General features: G+C 69.4%; 18 protein-coding genes. 11 read left to right on the top strand and 7 right to left on the bottom strand.

Going from position 1 to position 20221, the window contains the following annotated elements:
- Window positions 1–197: 197 nt before the first annotated feature.
- The 3 genes from HC362_RS00600 to HC362_RS00590 all read left to right on the top strand — a co-directional run bounded on the left by HC362_RS00600 (window position 198) and on the right by HC362_RS00590 (window position 3416).
- Window positions 198–1469: an MFS transporter gene (locus HC362_RS00600; RefSeq protein WP_243081697.1), complete on the top strand. Its 1272-nt coding sequence runs from the start codon at window positions 198–200 to the stop codon at window positions 1467–1469.
- A gap of 145 nt (window positions 1470–1614) precedes the next feature.
- On the top strand, window positions 1615–2451 hold the full coding sequence (locus tag HC362_RS00595; RefSeq protein ID WP_243081696.1) for an aldo/keto reductase: 837 nt from the start codon (window positions 1615–1617) through the stop codon (window positions 2449–2451).
- Between the two features lie 170 nt (window positions 2452–2621).
- Window positions 2622–3416 (top strand): SDR family oxidoreductase, encoded by a 795-nt coding sequence (locus HC362_RS00590; protein WP_243081695.1) that lies wholly within the window; start codon window positions 2622–2624, stop codon window positions 3414–3416.
- A gap of 172 nt (window positions 3417–3588) precedes the next feature.
- On the opposite strand, the gene nhaC is transcribed toward HC362_RS00590, so the two are convergent.
- Together nhaC and HC362_RS00580 are read right to left on the bottom strand one after the other, a co-directional pair.
- The gene (gene nhaC, locus HC362_RS00585; RefSeq protein ID WP_243081694.1) at window positions 3589–5064 is read right to left on the bottom strand and encodes a Na+/H+ antiporter NhaC; all 1476 of its coding nucleotides are present in this window, start codon (window positions 5062–5064) and stop codon (window positions 3589–3591) included.
- A 41-nt stretch (window positions 5065–5105) separates the two neighbouring features.
- Entirely contained in the window at window positions 5106–6236 is a 1131-nt protein-coding gene (locus tag HC362_RS00580; protein WP_243081693.1) for an aminotransferase class I/II-fold pyridoxal phosphate-dependent enzyme, read from the bottom strand.
- Between the two features lie 355 nt (window positions 6237–6591).
- Here HC362_RS00580 and HC362_RS00575 point away from each other — a divergent pair, with 355 nt between their 5' ends.
- Window positions 6592–7326: a FadR/GntR family transcriptional regulator gene (locus HC362_RS00575; protein ID WP_243081692.1), complete on the top strand. Its 735-nt coding sequence runs from the start codon at window positions 6592–6594 to the stop codon at window positions 7324–7326.
- A 51-nt stretch (window positions 7327–7377) separates the two neighbouring features.
- Here the strand turns inward: HC362_RS00575 and HC362_RS00570 are convergent, their stop codons facing one another.
- Window positions 7378–8958, bottom strand: a complete 1581-nt coding sequence (locus HC362_RS00570; protein ID WP_243081691.1) for a PucR family transcriptional regulator — start codon at window positions 8956–8958, stop codon at window positions 7378–7380.
- Between the two features lie 276 nt (window positions 8959–9234).
- Here HC362_RS00570 and HC362_RS00565 point away from each other — a divergent pair, with 276 nt between their 5' ends.
- From HC362_RS00565 to HC362_RS00545, 5 genes are all read left to right on the top strand, one after another.
- Entirely contained in the window at window positions 9235–10734 is a 1500-nt protein-coding gene (locus HC362_RS00565; RefSeq protein ID WP_243081690.1) for a sodium:solute symporter, read from the top strand.
- A gap of 55 nt (window positions 10735–10789) precedes the next feature.
- Window positions 10790–11770 carry a C-terminal binding protein gene (locus tag HC362_RS00560; RefSeq protein WP_243081689.1) on the top strand — a complete coding sequence of 327 codons (981 nt, stop codon included), beginning with the start codon at window positions 10790–10792 and terminating at the stop codon, window positions 11768–11770.
- A complete protein-coding gene (locus tag HC362_RS00555; protein ID WP_243081688.1) occupies window positions 11767–12558 on the top strand; it encodes a class II aldolase/adducin family protein in 792 nt (263 codons plus the stop codon). The genes HC362_RS00560 and HC362_RS00555 overlap by 4 nt, the downstream gene beginning before the upstream one ends.
- A 341-nt stretch (window positions 12559–12899) precedes the next feature.
- Window positions 12900–14576, top strand: coding sequence for a hypothetical protein (locus HC362_RS00550; RefSeq protein WP_243088297.1), 1677 nt, complete (start codon window positions 12900–12902; stop codon window positions 14574–14576).
- A gap of 54 nt (window positions 14577–14630) precedes the next feature.
- Window positions 14631–14849, top strand: coding sequence for a helix-turn-helix transcriptional regulator (locus HC362_RS00545; protein ID WP_243088296.1), 219 nt, complete (start codon window positions 14631–14633; stop codon window positions 14847–14849).
- A gap of 107 nt (window positions 14850–14956) precedes the next feature.
- Here HC362_RS00545 and HC362_RS00540 read toward each other — a convergent pair whose 3' ends face one another.
- Window positions 14957–15754, bottom strand: a complete 798-nt coding sequence (locus HC362_RS00540; RefSeq protein WP_243081687.1) for a lysophospholipid acyltransferase family protein — start codon at window positions 15752–15754, stop codon at window positions 14957–14959.
- Complete coding sequence (locus tag HC362_RS00535; RefSeq protein ID WP_243081686.1) at window positions 15751–16506, bottom strand: GNAT family N-acyltransferase; 756 nt, start codon at window positions 16504–16506, stop codon at window positions 15751–15753. Before HC362_RS00535 ends, HC362_RS00540 begins: the two co-directional genes overlap by 4 nt.
- 457 nt (window positions 16507–16963) lie before the next feature.
- Between HC362_RS00535 and HC362_RS00530 the strand changes: the two genes are divergently transcribed.
- Entirely contained in the window at window positions 16964–17641 is a 678-nt protein-coding gene (locus tag HC362_RS00530; protein ID WP_243081685.1) for a lysophospholipid acyltransferase family protein, read from the top strand.
- Window positions 17642–18062: 421 nt separating this feature from the next.
- On the opposite strand, the gene HC362_RS00525 is transcribed toward HC362_RS00530, so the two are convergent.
- Entirely contained in the window at window positions 18063–18272 is a 210-nt protein-coding gene (locus HC362_RS00525) for a hypothetical protein (protein WP_243081684.1), read from the bottom strand.
- Window positions 18273–19056: 784 nt separating this feature from the next.
- On the opposite strand from HC362_RS00525, the gene HC362_RS00520 reads away from it, so the two are divergent.
- Window positions 19057–19431, top strand: coding sequence for a carboxymuconolactone decarboxylase family protein (locus HC362_RS00520; RefSeq protein ID WP_243081683.1), 375 nt, complete (start codon window positions 19057–19059; stop codon window positions 19429–19431).
- A gap of 402 nt (window positions 19432–19833) precedes the next feature.
- On the opposite strand, the gene HC362_RS00515 is transcribed toward HC362_RS00520, so the two are convergent.
- The gene (locus tag HC362_RS00515) at window positions 19834–20118 is read right to left on the bottom strand and encodes a TetR-like C-terminal domain-containing protein (RefSeq protein WP_243081682.1); all 285 of its coding nucleotides are present in this window, start codon (window positions 20116–20118) and stop codon (window positions 19834–19836) included.
- Window positions 20119–20221 lie beyond the last annotated feature (103 nt).

Here is a 20221-nt window from a genome sequence, read left to right as displayed (position 1 = left end):
AAGCTCCCTCGGTCGGGTCGTTCCAGCGGGGGCGCCGTGGCAGGGGCTGCCGGGCGTCTCACTGGGTCCAGTATACCCGCGCTTGCAGATATCCCGCGTCTGCAATTATTGTGGACGCTCGTAAAGAGCGGACGCGCTTTACGCTCTGGGGTCACCATCCCCGTCTTCTCCCCCTTGCACCGTCTAAGGACCTCGTCATGCCGCTCGCACTGCTGGCCCTGGCCATAGGCGCCTTCGGAATCGGCACCACGGAATTCGTGATCATGGGGCTGCTGCCCCAGGTCGGCGCGGATCTCGGGGTATCGGTTCCGACGGCCGGCCTCCTGGTCACCGGTTACGCCCTCGGTGTCATGATCGGCGCGCCGATCATGACCGTCCTGGGCACCAAGATCTCCCGGAAGAACATGCTCCTGCTGCTCATGGGCCTGTTCATCCTCGGCAACCTCATCTCTGCCGCCGCACCGGTCTTCGCCGTCATGCTGATCGGCCGGGTGGTGGCCTCGCTGGCTCACGGCGCCTTCTTCGGTATCGGCTCCGTCGTTGCCGCCGAGCTGGTGGCGCCCCAGAAGAAGGCCGGCGCCATCTCCCTGATGTTCACCGGCCTGACCGTGGCCAACGTGGTCGGCGTGCCCCTGGGTACATTCGTGGGCCAGAGCGCCGGCTGGCGGGTGACCTTCGTCCTCGTCGCCGCGCTCGGCGTGCTCGGCCTGGCAGGCGTCGCCAAGCTCGTCCCCGACATGCCCAAGCCGGAGGGCGTGCGGCTGCGGCACGAGGTAGCCGCCTTCAAGAGCGTCCAGGTCGTGCTGGCCATGGCCATGACGGTCCTCGGCTTCGGCGGCGTGTTCGCCGCGATCACCTACATCGCGCCGATGATGACCGAGGTCGGCGGGTTCGCCGAGTCCTCCGTCACCTGGCTGATGGTGGTCTTCGGGACCGGCATGGTGGCGGGCAATCTCATCGGCGGCCGGTTCGCCGACCGCAAGCTGATGCCGATGCTCTACACCGCGTTGGGCGGCCTGGCGCTCGTCCTGCTGGCTTTCACCTTCCTGGCCTCCGTGAAGGTGGCGGCCATCGCGGCCGTATTCCTCATCGGCGCGCTGGGCTTCGCCACCGTCCCGCCGCTGCAGAAACGGGTCCTGGACCACGCACACGGCGCACCCACGCTGGCCTCGGCGGCCAACATCGGCGCCTTCAACCTGGGCAACGCGCTGTCCGCCTGGCTCGGTGGCATGGTGATCTCCGCAGGGTTCGGTTACACCGCACCCAACGCCGTCGGCGCCGCTCTGGCCGCCGCAGCGCTGGTGCTGGCCGTCGTTTCGCGACTGCTGGAACTGCACCCGGGCCGCGGAGCGACAACACCCACCGCCCAAGATCTCCTCGATGCCGCGGACCTCGTCCGCGCCCCCACCGCCCGCCCGGCCGCCGACCCCGGCGCCGTTGCGGACGCGGCGAGCGTCGTCCGCTCCTGACCGCCGCGACTACACCCCTTGCGCGACTACACCCCTTGGAAGATCGCCTGCCCGGTGATCACCGGCAGCAACCTCCGTGCGCATAACGCCTAGTCCCTGCCGACCGGTACATAAGAACACCGACAGCACCACCGAAAGGTCCCCCATGACTGCCATCCCCAGCGTGACCCTCAACAATGGCGTCGTCATGCCGCAGCTCGGCTTCGGCGTCTTCCAGATCCCCGACGAGGAGACCACCGCTGCCGTCGCCGGCGCCCTCGAGGCCGGTTACCGCAGCATCGACACCGCAGCGGTCTACGGCAACGAGCGTGGCGTCGGCAAGGCCCTCAACTCCTCCGGCATCCCCCGCGAGGACCTCTTCATCACGACCAAGCTGTGGAACGACGATCAAGGCAGGGACAGGGCCCTGGCCGCGTTCGACTCCTCCCTGGAGAAGCTGGGCCTCGACTACGTCGACCTCTACCTGATCCACTGGCCAACCCCGGCCCGTGATCTGTACGTGGAGACCTACACGGTGCTGGAGGAGATCCTGGCGAGCGGGCGCACCCGGGCCATCGGTGTCTCGAACTTCCGAGTCGCCGACCTGCAGCGGCTGCAGGAGAACACGGGCGTCACCCCGGCCGTCAACCAGATCGAGCTGCACCCCGCGTTCCAGCAGAGCGAGCTGCGCGCCTTCCACGCCGAGCACGGCGTCGCCACCGAGGCGTGGAGCCCGCTGGCCCAGGGCGCGGTCCTCGAGGACGAGCCGATCGTGAAGATCGCTGGAACGCACGGCGTGTCCCCGGCTCAGGTTGTGCTGCGCTGGCACCTGCAGAGCGGCAACATCGTGATCCCCAAGTCCGTCACCCCTGAACGCATCCGGCAGAACCTCGACCTCTTCGGCTTCGAACTGAGCGACGCCGATATGTCCGCCATCGCGGGAGTGGACCGCGAGCTGCGCACCGGCCCGAATCCCGACACCCTCAACTGGCCCCGCCCCTGACCCCGACACCCTCAACCGGCCCCGAGCGCCCGAGCGCCCGCCTCGTCCCCCGTGTCACGGGGGCGGGCGCTCCGTGCGCCGGCCGGCCACCGGCATGGACGGACGTACCACGGCATCGAGCTGCATCGGCTCGGTCCACAGCCGCACACCTTCGACGAGGAGGCACCATCGTGCAGATCGACCTTTCCGGCCGCACCGCCCTGGTCACCGGCTCCACCCAGGGCATCGGATACGCCATCGCCGTCGGCCTCGCTCGCGCCGGAGCCCGGGTCGCCGTCAACGGCCGGGGCGCCGAGCGCGTCATGGCCGCGGTGGACCGGGTGCGTGCCGACTCCGGCAGCGACGACGTCATCGCCGCCGTGGGCGACCTGGCGACCGAGGAGGGCGCTGCGGCGGTACTGCAGGCCGTCCCCACGGTCGACATTCTCGTCAACAACCTCGGCATCTTCGGCTCCGCCGCCCCGCTGGAGATCGACGACGCCGAGTGGCGCCACTACTTCGAGGTGAACGTCCTGTCCGCTGTCCGGCTCATCCGCGCCTGTCTGCCCGGCATGACGGAACGGGGTTGGGGCCGTGTCCTCAACCTCGCCAGCGACTCGGCCGTGGCCGTTCCCGCCGAGATGATCCATTACGGAATGACCAAGACCTCACTGCTCGCCGTCAGCCGAGGCTTCGCCAAGGAGGCGGCCGGCACGGGAGTGACCGTCAACTCCGTCATCGCCGGCCCGACGCACACCGGCGGCGTCGAGGACTTCGTACGTGAGCTGGTCGGCGATGAGTCGCCCTGGGACGAGGCCCAGCGCGAGTTCATGATCAAGCATCGCCCGCAGTCCCTGATCCAGCGCCTCATCGAGCCCGAGGAGATCGCCCACATGGTTGTCTATCTCGCCTCGCCCTATGCGTCTGCGACCACCGGCGGTGCCCTGCGGGTCGACGGCGGCTACGTCGACTCGATCCTGCCCTGAGCAACCCGGCACCACCACTGGCTCCCGGCTCCCCGGGGCTCGCAGCATCGGATCGATGTACCACGCTCGACAGCTGAACCGGACTGCCTCGACCTCTGTCCGGAAGCACCGGCTTGCTCCGGGGCACCCGTCGCAACGGGCCGGCCTGCGGCACGCCGCCTCTTCGCGCACGTCAGGCCTTCGCCGGTTCCGCCTCGGGCTCCGGGGTCCGGCGGCGGATGCCGAAGTCGTGAGTGAGGGGCGAGAGATAGGCCAGCAGTGCGGAGAAGACGATGCCGCTCCAGCAGAAGACGGCCCACGGCAGGAAGCCGAAGTTCGCCACGCCCAGCGTCGATGCGAAGAAGGCGCCGGAGACGGTCCAGGGCACCAGCACCTCGGTGATGGTGACCGAATCCTCCATGCTCCGCGAAAGGTTGGTCGGGTGCAGGTTCCGCTTCTTGAAGGCCTCGCCGTAGAGGTCGTTGATGAGGAAGTAGGTGACGAGGGCGTTCGACGTGCCGTTGATGACCGTGAAGCCGGAGAGCAGTGTGGCCGTCACAAGGCTGCCGGTGGAGCGCAGCTTGTCGATCAGCTTGCTGAGCAGGAGGCGGAGTACGCCGGAGTTCTCCAGTGCCGCGGCGAAGAAGAACGCGCAGAAGACGAAGAACGCCGAGTTGTACATCGAGGTCAGGCCGCCTCGGTTGAGCAGCTCGGTGACCGGGGCCGAGACATCGCCGGGCAGCATGTCGGTGGTGAAGCCGGAGACGGCGGCATTGAACGTGTCGGCGATGCTGAAGCCCTGGACAAGTACGGCGAGTACGAGAGCGGTCATGGAGGACACGAAGAGCACGATCAGCGGGGGTTTGCGCATGATCGAGCCGATGAGGACCACTGCGGGCGGCAGGAGCAGCACAGGGTTGAGGACGAAAAGTCTCTGCACCTCGGTGGTGGTGCGGTTGATGACGTCGAGGTCGACCGACCCGGCGTCGATCGACAGTCCGGCAAGCAGGAAGACCACGATCGCGACGACCGATGACGGCACCGCCGTGTAGAGCATGTGGCGGATGTGCTCGTAGATGTTGGCGCCGGCCGCCAGGGAGCTCATGTTCGTGGTGTCGGAGAGCGGTGAGAGCTTGTCGCCGAAGTACGCACCCGAGACCACGGCCCCGGCGGTGATCGCCAGCGAGATGTCCATCGTGGCGGCGACGCTGATCAGGGCGACGCCGATCGTGCCGGCTGAGCCCCAGGACGTCCCGGTGAACGTGGCGACAATGGCTGTGACGACGAAGGACAGGACGTAGAGGTACGACGGGTTGATGAGTTCGAGGCCGTAGTTGACCATGAGCGGGACGGTGCCGGCGATCATCCAGGTACCGATCAGCATCCCAATGCTCAGCAGGATGAGGATGCCCGGCAGGGCTCGCTTGATCTTCTCGCCCATGTCCGTGAGGACCTGGTCCAGACTGACGCCGTGGAGGGCGGCGAAGACCGTGAAGACGATGGCCGCGAATATGAGCATCAGCTCCGCGGGGAATTCCAGAATGCCGATACCGCCGACGAAGATCGCCAGGGTGATGACCACCGGAATGAGCGCCACGGTGAGCCGCGGTCGGGGGCGCGCACGCTTCTCAGCTTGCTCGGACGACGCTGTGTCCTGCTGAAACTCCATAGTTTCCTCTCAGGCAAGAGTAGTGACGGCCGCGGAAGCCGTCAGCGGGCGAGTGACGCGAAAGCCCGGTCGAGGTCCTCGATCTGGCTCTGCGCGCCCTCAAGTCCCACGGAGAGCCGGATCAGGCCGCCGAGCCCTGGGGCCGGGGCGTCGGTGGCGCGCATCGGTGACGTCACGAGACTCTCGTAGCCGCCCCAGCTCGGGCCGATCCGAAAGAGGCTCAGGGCGTCGATGAACCGGGCTACCCGAGTGAAGGTGCCCTCCCGCAGCTCGAAGCTGAGGAGTCCGGAGAAGCCGCTGAACTGGGAGGTGATCACAGCCTCGTCCGGGTCGTGGTCGACGTGCGGGTGGTGGACAGCGGTGACCTCGGGGTGCGCGCGCAGATGGTCGATGACGCTGAGCGCGTTGCGCTGGTGCTGCTCCATCCGCACCGGGAGGGTCCGCAGTCCGCGCAGCACGAGGGACGCCTCCATGGCGGACATGACGGCGCCGAACAGTTGGTGGCCCTGGTAGAAGAGCTCCCGGATGGTGTCCTGGGAGCCGATCACCGCGCCGCCGATGACATCGCTGTGCCCGCCGATGTACTTGGTCAGGGAGTGGACGACGAGGTCCACGCCTGCCGCGAGCGGCTTCTGGAAGAGCGGTGTGGACCAGGTGTTGTCCATCACCGTGCGCACACCGTGGCGCCGTGCGACCGTCGTCAGCGCCGGTACGTCCACGACCTTCATCAGCATGGTGCCCGGGCTCTCGACATAGATGAGTGCCGTGTTCTCCCGGATGTGGTCCTCGACGTCGGCGGCGGTCGGGTCGGCGAGGGCCGTGTGCTCGACCCCGAAGCGCTCGAGGTGCTGCGCGAGTTCGATCGTCGGGCCGTAGACGGTGTTGACGAAGAGCACGTGATCGCCGCCGCGCAGCAGACCGGCGAAGACCGCACCGATCGCACCCATGCCGGAGGCGAAGCACTTCGCGGCCTCGCCGCCCTCGAGCAGCGCGAGACGCTCCTCGAGGAAGGCGACCGTCGGGTTGGTGCCCCGGCTGTAGACGAAGTTCTCGTGTTCGGCGGCCTGCTGCCGTACGAACTCCTCGAAGGACGGCTTGGTGAAGAGGCTCGTCTGATAGATGGGCGGCGCCACGGCACCGGGTCCGACGCCCGGGCCGTCCCAGGCGCCCATACATATCTGCTGGTCGGTGCTGTTCACCTGCGCCCCTCGTCGCGGACTTGCGTGCGGACATCGGCGGGTCCTCGAGCGGGCCGCCGAACGGACGTAGCTTGTAATATAAGCTGCTACGTGGTCAACACTTTCGAACGAACGTGTACGACCGGACGCATACGATCGGCACCGGTCCGCACCGCACGGGGGCGGCACCGGGCCGGCACCGGGCCGCGCAAGCCGCTCAGCAGGCTGCCGCTCAGCAAACTGCTGCTCAGTAAGCTCAGGTGCGAAGGCCGATTTCGACTAAGGGGCGAACGCATTGAGAGACACGGCGGAGGGGGAGTCCGCGCAGCAGCCGGCAGGACGCAGTGCGATGCGCGCCCAGCCACGGTCGCTGACCACGCAGGTCGTGGAGTTCATCGAGGAACTGTGCGTCGGCCCGGATGTCGAGCCAGGGAGTCAACTCCCTCCGGAGGGCGAGCTCGCCGCACGGTTCGGGGTGAGCCGGGTGGTTCTCAGGGAGGCGATGAAGACTCTTGAGGCACGGGGTCTGGTGCAGCGGCGCCAGGGCAAGCCGGCCGTCGTCGCCTCACCGAACGCTTTGCCGGTGGAGAAGTTCGTCGCGTTCGCGGTCCTGCGCGACAAGCGCGCACTCATGGAGTTCACCGAGGTCCGCAAGGCGCTCGAGGTGCACGCCGCTCGACTTGCCGCGCAGCGCATCGCGGGCCCGGAGGAGCCGCAGACCCGGCCGCACATCGCCCGAGCCCGCGAGGCGATCGCCCAGCAGCGCGCCAACCCGCTCGACATGCCCACCCGAATACGCACGGACGTCGCCTTCCATCAGGCGCTGGTGGCAGCTGCGGGCAACACCAGCCTGACGCAGATCCTGGACGCTCTGGAACGCTCACTCGCCGAAAGCCGGGAGGAGAGCCACCGGCGCTACCTCGCAACCGGGGCCGATCCCGCCCGCTCCGCCACCGAACACGAGGAACTGCTCGACGCCGTGCTGACCGGAGATCCGGCGCAAGCGGTCGCGGCGATGGAATACCACCTGCAGATCACGATGCAGGAGATCGAAAGCCGCCCCGAGGCGGACGGGGCCGAGTAGGGATGGTGCACTCCAAGGCCGCCCCACCCAACGCCAAGCTGCAGGCCCCACTCAGAACGCGTCGTCGGGCAGCCACTGGAGAGCGAACCACAGCTCCATGCGGGTGTCCGGGTCCCGGAGATCGACATCGAGGAGTTCGGCGACCCGTGCCAGCCGGTGGCGCACGGTGTTGCGATGGATGTCCAAGGCGGCAGCTGTGCGGTCCCAGGTGCCGTGGAACGCCAGCCAGGTGCGCAAGGTCACCAGGAGTGCACCGGCACCGGGTGTTGACGTCTGGGAGAGCGGGGCGAACCTGGCACGGGCGAGTTCCCGCGCCTCGACGGGGGCGACCAGGGCGTGCAGAGTGTGCGCATCGGTTTGGTGGACGACTGCTGGCGCCTCACGGGCGAGGGCCCGCTCCAGTGCGCGCTCGGCCTGAGTATCGGCGCCGGCCAGTTCGGTCACGGGTACGGCTGCGCTGAAGCCGAGGGTCCACCCCAGGGCGGCGGCCTGCGGGGGAGCGGTCGGGCGGGTGCCGGGTACGGCGGGGATCAGCGCTCGCAGGCTGCTGCCGTCGATGTGCAGATAGGGCGTGCCGAGCGCGGTGGCCAGCGCGGCCAGTCGGGCCGCGACTTCGCCGGAGGGGGGCGTGGTGGTGGACTGCGGTGGGACGTGGCGGCCGTGGACGACGATCCAGTGGTCGCCTGCGGGGTCTACGGCAGCCACGAGCGCGGGCGCCACCTCGGCAGGGGTGGCCCCGAGCATCAGCTGTACCAGCGCGCCGACGCTGCGGGTGTCGGTGCCGAGGGCGTGGCTGGGGCTCGTGAGCAGGGACAGCAGGACGGTCGCCATGCTGGTCACCTGGCGGTCGGCCAGAGTCGGGGCGGTGTCGGCGATCTGGCCGAGGGCGAGTGGAGCTGTCGCGCCGTCCATGCCGGGCAGGGTGTGCACGGTCAGATGGAGGCCTTCGTGGTGGTGAGCCGCTGCCGTCGGGGGCGGTGGCCTGTCCTTCGGATGGCTCCGCGTGGCGCGGGCCACGGTGCGCACGGCGAGGTCGCGGGCGAGCTGGGGGCCGGGGGCCACAGGGCGGCGGCCCGCGCTGAGGAGTTCGTTGCCCTGGCCGTCGAAGAGCACCGACCATGCCTCGACATGGGCGCTGAGCTGCTGCAGTACGGCTTGAAGCGCGTCAGCGCGTGCGGCGGCGGAAGCGAGAGCCGACTGTGCTTTGGAGATCCTTCGAAGTTCTCTGTTGCGGACCTCGGCTATGGCCGCGTACGTGGCCTGCCCGACGGCCACGAATGGGGTGTGGGGTGGCAGGCGCAGCAGCGGCAGCCCGTAGCGGTCGCAGGCGGTGACGAGCTCAGCGGGAATCTCCAGGTGCACGGGGGCCACCCCGAAACCGAGGGCGGCCACCCCGGCGGCGACGACGCGGCTCACGTAGGTGTCGATGCCGTGGGCCTCGCGCGGGAGCCGCACTCCGGCGGTGAGGAGGAGTTCGCCTCCGACGACGTAGGGCGCGGGGTCCTCGACCTCGGTGGTGCCGACCGTGCTGATGAGGCGGTCCTCGTCCGGCCCGGCGACCTGGCTCAGGCCCAGTGAGGGGTTGGCGAGCAGCGTACTGAGGGGGACGGACGGCTGGTCGGTCTCGCTCATGTGGAGTGATCCTCCCACCCCGGCAGGTCGAACAGAACTGCGGGATTCGTACAACGGGGCACTTCATCTTGGATGAATCCCGCACTTCTGTGCCAGTGCGGACCGTGAGTAGGTTCTCCGACCAACAGGGCACCACCCCCGACCCTGGCACCCCTCTTCGTCAGCACTGCCGCATCCGCACCGCCGCCGGCGGCATGGCGCGCAGCCCGCTGGCCCCCTTCACAGCAGCCACTCGGCGTCGGCTCAGGTGTGGGCCGACGCGAATCGGAGGACCTGATGGCCGTCGACCACCTCGTCATGATCGGATATTTGCTGGGCCTCGTCGGCGCCGGCTGGTGGGGCAAGAAGCGCGCCGCCTCCAAGAGTGAGTTCCTGGTCGCCGGGCGGCGGCTGGGACCGCTCATGTACACCGGCACGATGGCCGCCATCGTGCTCGGCGGGGCCTCCACGGTCGGCGGTGTGGGGCTGGGCTACAGCTACGGGATCTCCGGCGCCGCCATGGTCTTCGCCATCGGGTTGGGGCTGCTGGCACTGAGTATCTTCTTCTCCGCCCGGATCGCCCGGCTGCGCGTATACACCGTCGCCGAGATGCTGTCCCTGCGCTATGGCGATGCCGCGAGCGTCATCTCCGGCGTTGTGATGTGGATGTACACGCTCATGCTCGTCGTGACCTCGACGATCGCCTACGCCAGCGTCTTCGACGTGCTGTTCGACGTACCGCGCTGGGCCGCGGTCGTCATCGGCGGCACGATCGTCGTCGGCTACTCGGTGCTCGGCGGCATGTGGTCCATCACTCTCACAGACATGGTGCAGTTCGTGGTCCAGAGCGTGGGGGTGCTCCTCCTGCTGCTGCCCATCGCGGTGGTCAAGGCCGGAGGCTTCTCCGCAATGGCCGATCAACTGCCGCACGGCTATTTCTCCCCGACCTCCATAGGCGGGCAGACGATCTTCACCTACGTGCTGATCTACACCTTCGGCATGCTCATCGGGCAGGACATCTGGCAGCGGGTCTTCACCGCCCGCAGTGACAAGGTCGCCGCCTGGGGCGGTACTGCCGCAGGCGCCTACTGCCTCGTCTACGCTTTGGCCGGCGCTGTCGTCGGCATGGCCGCCAGGACGCTCTACCCGAAGCTGGCCGACGCCGACCAGGCGTTCGCCGCCATCGTCAAGGACGCCCTGCCCGCCGGAGTCAAGGGACTGGTCCTGGCCGCTGCGCTCTCCGCGATGATGTCAACCGCCAGTGGCGCCCTGATCGCCTCCGCCACCGTGGCCAACAACGACATCTGGGCCCGGCTGCGCCGCCTCGGCCGCCGCGGGGCCGGGACACCCGGGGCAGCCGGTGACAGGGACGAACGCGACGAGGTCAGGTCCAACCGGCTCGCCATCGCGGTTCTCGGGCTGGTGTCCATGGCCATCGCCGCCGTACTCGGTGATGTCGTCGCAGCCCTCACCGTGGCGTACGACCTGCTCGTGGGCGGTCTGCTGATCCCCATCCTCGGCGGCCTCGTCTGGCGGCGCGGAAACCTCCAGGGCGCTCTGGCCTCGATGGTCGTGGGCGGCGGCACAGTGATCGTCTTGATGGTGGTCAACGGGCTCCTCGCCGACGAGCCGATCTACTACGGTCTGCTCGCCGGGCTCGTGGCCTACGTGGGCGTCAGCCTCGTCACCAAGCCGACGGAGGAAGTGGTCGCCGAGGCATGGCGCAGCCGACTGACAGGCGAGGCAGTGGGCACCGAAGCAGCCCCCACCGCCGTACCGGCGACCACCGCGATCTGACGCCGATCAGCCGGCTTCCGCGGCTGTTCATCCTCCACTCTCCGAAGGAGCCTGTATGACCGGCCCGCTGGCCGTCTTCACCGACCTCGACGACTTGGACCCCGGCCCCGGGGTGACCAAGCTGACCCGCGCGGGATTCGAGGTGCGGATCGCCGACAGCCCGAGCCCTGACGCCATTGTCGAAGCAGCCTCGCACGCGGTGGCCCTCCTCGTCGGCTACGCCCGTGTCGACGCCGACCTGATGGACCGGCTTCCGAAGCTGCGGATACTGGCCACGTGCTCGGCCGGATACGACATGGTCGATGTCGAGGCGGCACGCGCCCGCGGCCTGTGGGTGTGCAACCTGCCCGGCGCGGCCACCGAGGAAGTCGCCGTCCACGCGCTGGCATCAGCCCTGTCGCTGGTGCGCCAACTCCACCAAGGCGACGCCGTGGTGCGCCGCGGTGGCTGGACCACCGACCTGCCCCTGCTGCCCCGCCGGACCGGCGAACTGACGCTCGGCCTGGTGGGCATGGGCCGCATCGCCACCCGCCTCGCCGAACTGGCCGCTCCGGTCTTCGGCCGCGTAGCCGCCTACGACCCGGTGTGCCGCCCTGCCCAGGTGCCGGCCACGGTGCACCGCACCGATCTGGACACCTTGTTGGCCGGCAGCGATGTGCTCTCCCTGCACGCCCCGCTCGACGACAGCACCCGGAACCTCATCGGCCGCGCGGAGCTCGAACGTATGCCGGCCGGAAGCTTCCTGGTCAACGTCGCACGCGGTGGCCTGATCGACCACACCGCGCTGCTGGCCTCCCTCGACGCCGGACACCTGGCCGGGGCAGCGCTGGACGTCCTGCCCACCGAACCCCCGGCCCCGGACGACCCCCTGCGCACCCACCCGCGCCTGCTGCTCTCGCCGCACAGCGCTTTCCTGTCCGATGCCTCGCGGCGCACCTACGTCGAGCGTCCGGCCGAGAACGTCATCGCCTGGTACCGCACCGGCAGGCCCCTCACCCCCGTCGTCACCCCAGCCGCCGAAGGAGGCACCCTGTGACCGAGCAGACGTTCGGCCCCGACCGGGCCGCCAAGGCCGTCTCCGACGAGGAATCGCGGCTGCGCCGTGAACTCGCCGCGGTCTACCGCCTGGTGGCGCACTTCAGGATGACCGATCTGATCTTCACGCATATCTCCGCCCGGGTTCCCGGGCCGGAGCAGCACTTTTTGATCAACCCCTACGGGCTGCTCTTCGAGGAGATCACCGCATCGAACCTCGTCAAGATCAACCTGGCCGGCCACCCCGTCGAGGAAACCCCTCATCCGGTCAACCCCGCCGGTTTCGTCATCCACAGCGCCGTCCATGCTGCCCGGCCCGACGCTCACTGCGTCCTGCACACCCACACCAAGGCCGGATGCGCTGTCGCAGCCCAAGGGCACGGCTTGCTCCCGCTGAACCAGATCTCCATGGAGTTCTACGGCAGGCTCGGATACCACGACTACGAGGGCGTCGCCCTCAACCTCGCCGAACAGCAGCGCCTGGTCGCCGACCTCGCCGACCACCCGGCCATGATCCTGCGCAACCACGGCCTGCTGGCCGTCGGCGAAACCCCGGCCCAGGCCTTCCTGCGCATGTACTACCTGGACAAGGCGTGCGAGATCCAGACGGCTGCCGCGGCAGGCGGAGGCAAGCTCGTCACACCCCCGCCCGACATCTGCGCTCTCACAGCGCGCCAGCTTGCCGGTGAGGACGACAGCTCCGACCTCCAGGACGAGAAGGCCTACGACCTTGCCTGGTCGGCACTGCTGCGGCTCGTCGAGCGCGTCGCCCCCGACTACCGGGACTGATCCGAGCAGCCTCACACAACAGATGCGGGCCCCCCGGGGCCCGCACCGTGCCCGAGTGACTCCCGGTCAGTGACCGACACCATGTCTACGAGACGCGCAATGGCGGTTCGGGCAGTGCTGTCGTCGTCCCGTCCGCTTCGGCGGCCGGTTCGCGGACCGCTCCTCGCGCGACCGCGCCACGGCCCTGAGGGCCGTCGCCCTGGTGGTGCCACAGGTTGGGGCTCAGGCCGGTGCCCGCGGCGGGGGCCGTCTGCCGTGATCACGCTGTCGACCGCGTACCGTGGGTCCGGGCAAGATTGACGTAGCGGCAGATGCGCAACCACGTCAAGGGGAACGGGCTTATGTGCGGCTTCGCGGAAGCGGACCTCGAAGCGCTGGCCGGCGCAAGGTCCTTCGAGCGGGGGCTCGGCTATCTGGACGCGGTGTCGGGTGTCGAGGTCGGTGACGGCTGGATCACCGCCAGCGTCCGCGGCACGGAGCGCTACGAGGCCGAGCTGACGCTGGAGGGGCCCGACGGGCTTTCCGGCGAGTGTGACTGTCCGTTCGGCCTGGAGGGCAACTTCTGCAAGCACTTGGTTGCCCTCGGCCTGACCGTACTCCAGCAGGAGGAGAGCCTGCCGCGGCAGCGGCAGGCTGGCCGGGACCGTGTACAAGATCTCGACACGTGGCTGTCGGCGCTGTCCAGGGACGAGTTGCTCGCTCTGGTGCGGGAACTGAGCGGTGAGGACCGGCAGTGGCGGCGGCGCCTGGAACTGCGGGCCGCGAGCGAGCGCGGGGACCTTGCCTCGGTCCGGGCCCGCATCCGTGAACTGCTGGATATCGGCCCGTTCGCGCAGTACGGATACGTCGATTACTCCGACGCCCGCGCCTACGCGGATCAGGCGGGGCAGGCGGTGTCCGCCATCGGCGGGCTGACCTCCTCGGGCCGGGCCGACCAGGCTGTCGCCCTGGCGCGGGAGGCGATGCGGCTGCTGGCCGAGGCCGCAGAGAGCGTCGACGACTCCGACGGCCGACTGGGACAGGTGGCCACCGATCTCGCCGCGGCGCACCTCGACGCCTGCCGTGCCGCACGTCCCGATCCGGAGGAGCTCGCACGCTGGCTGACCGGTCACGCGCTCGGCGACTTCGACGCGGGCCTCACCGACATCGATCCGCTCGACTACGAGGACGTCCTCGGCGAAGAGGGGATGGCCGTCCTGCGGAAGCTGTCGGTCGAGGCGTGGCGGGGCAACCGCCGCGGCTGGGCGGAGAAGTACCTGCTGAAGCGCGTGACCAAGGCCGCAGGCGATGTCGACGCACTGATCGCCGTGCACGCGGCCGACCTCGCACCGAACGGCAACACTCATCTGGTCATCGCCCGGGAACTGGACGCTGCCCGGCGCAGTGGCGAGGCCCTGAACTGGGCGGAACGCGGCATCCAGGATGTCCGCGAACTCTCCGATGTCGACACTGCGCTTGTCGACTACCTCTGCGAGCGCTACGCACAAGCGGGTCGGCTCGCCGACGCCGTCGCCCTGCGTCGCGACCACTTCGGTGCCCGCCGCACCCTGTTCGCGTACCAGCAACTACGGTCCGCCGCCCGGGCGACGGACCGCTGGCCGGCCGAGCGTGAGAGCGCACTGGCGCTGCTGCGCACCGATGCGGAGGCAGAGCAGGAGGGCCGGTACGGCAACCGCACCTTGGTCGACGCCCTGCTCGACGACGGGGATGTCGACGCCGCCTGGCAGGCCGCCACCGAGGGCGGCGCCGACGACCGGCAATGGCTCGTCCTCGCCGACCGAGTCCGTGCGGGCCGCCCATCCGACGCGCTCGGCGTCTACCTGCGGCTGATCGAACCGCTGACCGGCCAGACCGGAAATGCGGTCTACGAGCAGGTCGTCAGCCTGCTGCTGAGCATCCGCGACTGCCACCGCCGCCTTGGAACCCCCGAGGAGTTCACCGCATACGCTGCCGGCCTGCGCACGTCCCAGAAGCGGAAACGAAACCTGATGCGTTTGTTGGACGAACACCGTCTGTGAGTCGCCCTGCGAGTAGGGATCGCGGTGCTGGTGCAGGCCGTCCTCGCCCCGGTACTGCCGGCGCTCACCACGGAGATACTGGTCAGCGGTACCCTGCTGGCCGAGCGCGGTATGACCCTGTCCGAACTCGCCGCCAGGGTAGGGGTGACGGTGGTCAACCTCTCCATTCTCAAGAACGACCGGGCGAAGGCGATCCGCTTCTCCACCCTCACCGCGATCTGCCGCGAACTGGACTGCCAGCCCGGCGACCTGCTCAGCATCCGCGAAGACTGACCAGACCACCTTCCGGACGGCCTGATCAGCAAGGCATCCAGTGTCGCGACCCCGGACTCCGGCGAGCCCATGCGGCCCGCATGCGGCCGGTGAAGCCCTTGAGCGGTTCAGACGTGCGCGGGCGCTTCCGTGCCACGGATCGCCGCATGGGCGCTGACGGCGAGCCTCCGTCTGTCCGGCAAAGGGCGCAGTTCAGGGTGGGCCATGACGCTCACTCTGAGCTCCCGGGCACTGATCACTCGGTGGAGGGAGGAGCCGAACGAGTCGTCGCCGAGGAACGCCGCCACTGTGCTGGGCATGCCGCGCTGCCGGTAGCTGACCGTCACCGGCCGGACGGGGGCATCAGCGTAGATCGCTGCCTGGAACATCGCACGTCTGAAGCCGCTTCCGGACTCGGTGCACCAGGTTGTGCCCTGCGGGAAGACCACGACCGAACGGCCGTCGCGCAAAGTGGCCGTGACCTGCGCCACGGTGCCGGGGAGGGTGCGCAGCCGGTCCCGGTCGATGAAGCGCACGCCCGCCTGCCGGGCCAGTGTCCCGAACAGCGGCCACTGGGCCACCTCCCGTTTGGCGAGCGTGGTTGCCGGTTCCACCGCGAACAGCGCGAGGGCGTCGAGCCAGGAGATGTGGTCCGACACGATCAGCGATCCGGGCTCGCCGGGGCGGCGTGGTCGGGTGAGCGCGGTTGTCGAGGTCTCCAGCTCCAGTCCGAGAGCGCGTATCACCCCACGGGCGCGGGCTCGCAGGACCTCACGTCGTACCAACCTCGGCCCTGTCGCCACCCCATGGGCCAGCGCGGTGGTCAGGGCCACGTACCGACGCGCCCGCACCGCAGCCGTGACCGGCGGCAGGCGGTGGCTGGCGCACTCCGCCGTGCAGGGCGAGGAGACGGCCCAGGGGCTCACTGCGACTGCCCGAGGAAGTAGCGGCGATACCGGTCGTCGAGCTCTTCCATGTCGAGGATGACGAAGAAGACCGCGACGCCGAACTGCGGGTCATGGGCGGGCGGGCCGCACACCCAGGCACCGAGCCGCAGATAGCCGCGGAACAGCGGCGGGAGCTGTGCGTAGCCGGCTGGGGCTGTGCCAACGGTGGCCTGTGTTCCGGGTTCCCAGGGGCGCCGGGGGAACACCGCAAGGCCCGGCGGTGGGGTGTGCCGGGCCGCACACAGCGACCACGCGTTCGCGGCCGTCCGTCCGCCGTCGGCCAGCGGCACCGAAGCACAGCCCGCGAGGTAGCGGTGCCCCGAGAGCAGCACATAGCGGGCGAGCGCCGACCACATCAGGTTGACCACGGCCCCGGTGCGGTGACCGGGGTGCACACACGAACGTCCGGCCTCGATCAGCGACGGGCGGATACCGTCAAGCGCGCTCAGGTCGAACTCCGTGTCCGAATACGAGTGCTTCACCCTGCCCGGCAGCAGAAGACGGTACGTTCCCACCACGTCACCCGTCGAGGTGTCCGTGACGATCAGGTGGTCCGCGAAGTCGTCGAAGGCATCCACGTCGTGGTGTGCCACGGGGGAGTCGAGAGTCGCGCCCATCTCCGTGCCGAAGACTTGGTGGCGGAGCCGCTGCGCGGCCCGTATCTCGGCGGTCGAATCGGCGACAGCGGTGACGTATGCGGCGTCGGCCTTTGCGATGGATGGAGTCGTCATGGCTGGTCGTGCCTCCTGGCAGACTCGTGCGGGGCTCGTCCCAGGTGATGGAGGGGGCCTCTCGCCCGATCGTCACAGTGCCGGCCGAAGAACATGTGAGCTGCTCATGAAGCGCGTACGACCAATGGCCGATATCCGGCGGCTGCCGTCCGCCGACCTGGCCGCCGTGCAACGGGCGCTCACCTTGTGAAGACGGCATACCGCAGGGGTGACGAAACGTCAGCCTCCACGAGGTCACCCCTGCGAGTCGGTAGCCGTACGGGGGGCTGTCAGGACTCGCCGAGTGGATCGTCGGTGCCGTGCCGTGCCGTGCCGTAGGCGTTGGCGGTGCTCCGCTCGACCATGGCCCCAGTGCGGCAATAGTGGGATAAAGCCGAACACGGCATAAAGTGCACACGAAACGTTCGCGTCGTCGACGAGGTGCACCGCTGATCGTCAGCCAAGCTGAGGGGGTGTCGTGCTCAGCCGTATCGCAGGCGTCGTGGTGCCCGTCTTCGGCCGTTTGAACATCACCTCGGATGCCGGTGCCGCGCCGGCGGCGGGCAGCATCATCATCGCCAACCACACCTCCCTCAGCGATCCCGCGATCATCCTTGCCGCGCTGCGCCGTCTGGACACCGACCCCGACCCCGTCGCCCTGGCGGCCGCCGGGTTGTGGCGAATTCCCCTGCTGGGCCGTGCCCTCACCAGAGAGGGACACATCCCGGTGCACCGCCACGACCGGCGGGCCACGCAGGCACTGCGGGACGCCCAGGCCGCACTGGCCGCCGGCCGGCCTGTGCTGCTCTACCCGGAAGGTGGGCTTCCGCACCGCGGAGGCGTCCAAGAGGCCCCGCCCCGCCCCTTCCACCCGGGCGTGTTCCGTCTCGCGCGGTCGACCGGCGCCCAGGTCGTGCCAGTCGGCCAGGCCGGGGCCCGGGCGCTCGCCTCGGGCGGCCCCGCCGAAGTGCTGGCCAGGCTGCTCAGCGCTCCGCTGCGCCGCACGGGTCTGGAGGTGCACGTCGGCGCTCCGCTGTGGTTGGGCGGCGAACAGACCCAGGCACAGGCGCTTGCCCTGGCTCGCGGTGCGCTGACCCGGGCCTGGTACACCGCTGCCCGACGACTCGGCGGGCCGGCGACTCCGCTCGCGTCCTGATCCGGTTCTCCTCCTGCAGTCGCTTCCGAAGGGGGCCGCGGACCGGTCGAGGTCGAGGAGGGAAACGGGCCGTCGGGTGACAGACGGGCGCTGCAGACAGTGACGGTGTCGGCCCCGACCCGGCTGGTGGTCACCCCTGACGGGGTTCTCCGCCGGAGTCGTCGCGACCGACTGGTCGTCGGTTACTTCGGCGCCGGCACCGGGGCGACCGCCGTGCTGTGGCGGCTGCCGAACCGGATGTGCGGGCCGCCGTCGTCTCCCGGGGCAGCAGGCCCGACCTGGCCGGTCCACAACTGCCGTGGCGAACCGGCCCGGACCGGGGACGAGGCCGGACCTTGCGGCATGGCAGCCGAGACAACCACTGCCGGTGTTCTTCGTCGGACAGGTGGTGCCGGCCGCGCCGTTCAGCGTGACAGCGTCGCTACAGGCCCTGGGAGAGCAGGATCTCGTGGGCGAGCCGTGCGCCGCGGGCTGTTTCCTCCGGCGGCGTGTCCTGCGACGGGACCGCCTCCAGGCCGCGAGCCAGCGCGCGCACGGCCTCGGCCAGTGTCCTCACCTGTGCTTCCAGTCGGCTCAGCCGGGCCTCCGCCGTGGGTGGTGTGTCGGGGCCGGGAGCGTCGTTCTGTGCCATGTGGTGGTTCCTTCCATGCGTTGACCGGCGTGACCGGGGGTGTCGGGCACTGGCGGGGGCGGGGCCGCTGTTCGGTGGGGGCGAGATCAGGCCGTGATGGCCCGCGTAGCGGTGGTACAGGACGTTCCCCGCTGCCCGGTGGTGTCGTTGGCGAGGAACACGAATGGGTGTCCGGGCAGGTCCAGTTGCTGCTTGGTCTCGAACGTTCTTCCGGGGAGCGGCGAGGCCGCTGATCGTGAGTGGTGCGGCGGTGTCACTCATGCGTTCCCGGCCGGTGTGCGCCTGGGTGAGGCGGTGGCTCCTCGGGCCGGACTGGTACAGCACTCTGTCGTCACCGGTGTCGATGTCGGTGAACAGCCAAGAAATCGTAGTCCGTCATCTCGATTTCGAAGGAACCCTCGTCGGGCGATTCGCGGCTGACGGTTGCGGCGGCGACGTGTGCGCGGGCCAGGGTGGCAGTTGACGTCCCGATCGGCCGAGCGATCACCCACCCGGCCCAGGGCCGGGTCGGCCACATGGGTCAGCTCGACACGTGCGAACAGGCAGGTTCCCGCGGACCCGTGATGATGCCGCCCGGCGTCGCCGGGATACGCGAAGATGCAGACGGGCACCCTGTTCGACCGAACGCGTGAGCCGGTGTGCGCGCATCAGCCGCGAGCACCTCCGTCCAGCGGCTGAACCACGCCGAAGCGGAGCGTCCGAGTCGTACGGAGTCGCCAGGCTCATACTGAAGTGCCGGACGACCACGACCCACGACCCACGACCTGCGGAGGCGGAACACGTCATGAGCAGCAGTTACGGCAGGGCCGTCCGGGAAGAGCTACGCCCGCTCACCCGGGAGCTGCGCCACGCCATCCCGGGCGTCTACCGGGGCTACCGGGAACTGCACGACGCCGCTTTGCAGACAGGCGCCCTTGACGCAAAAATCAAGGAACTGATCGCGTTTGCCGTAGCCGTCAGCAAGCAATGCGATGGCTGTATGGCCGCGCATGCCCACAGCGCTGTCCAGCAGGGCGCGACTCCGCAGGAAGCCGCCGAGGCCATCGGCGTCACCTTCCTGATGAACGGAGGACCCGCGACCATCTACGGAGCCCGGGCCTTCGCCGCGTTCAGCGAGGCGTACGAGGCGGGGGCCGGCAGCGACGACGCGCCCCGGTAGCTTTGGAGGGGCCCGCCGCCGGCGGAGCTCGGCCGACCGGGCTGCCGGAACGCTGCGCGGGTTCGCAGATCACCGGGCGCCAGGCTCGCTGCACGCACGTTCCGGCTCCGCCGGTGGCGCATGAGACCCCGGCGCCTCGTCGCCGACCATGCACGAACTCGTCAGGGCGCGATGGCCTTGCGCAGGGTGTGCAGACACAGGGTCAAGGCGGTGTGCTTGGACGCCCCGGCGGTGCGGGTGTGACTCACCCATGCGCCATACAGTAGCGCTCCTTTCCGTGAGGAAAATCGAGCGCTCTCATCCACGCGTGCCCGCTCCGAGGCTCGTGGGCGCACGTCGGTCTCGCGCTCCGCCCGGGACGCGGGTGGGAGTTCTCCGATCGCTTCGCGAGGTTTATGAGGGTTACACGTGAGTGGGGTGCATGCGCGGGTCGCCTCCGAGTTGGCGGCTGTTTTCGACGAGTGCCGGGTCGTCGATGGCGATTCCGCGCAGGAGCGCCTCGACGGCATGCCCCACCTCGTCGTCGCTGGTGGGGGCGTGGCCGAACAGGGCGCGGTAGTGGACCAGAGATCCGAACATGTCGAGCACAAGGGTGCGGTCCAGGTCCGGGCGCAGATCTCCGCGTGCCACGGCGCGGTCGAGCATCCGGGCCACGGCCGAGCGCGGTGGGTCGAACAGCGAGGACATGAACGCGTCCCGCGGTTGGGGGGCCGCGGTGCAGTCGGCGAGGAGCGGTCCGTACGTGCGGATGGGTCTGGCCGAAGGTTGTGATGAAGACGTTGATGCCTTC

The organism is Streptomyces sp. 891-h, assembly GCF_022760275.1.
In the GTDB taxonomy this organism is placed as follows: domain Bacteria; phylum Actinomycetota; class Actinomycetes; order Streptomycetales; family Streptomycetaceae; genus Streptomyces; species Streptomyces spirodelae.
Note: the sequence above shows the minus strand (reverse complement) of the source record. Positions and strands in the feature narration are given on the sequence as shown.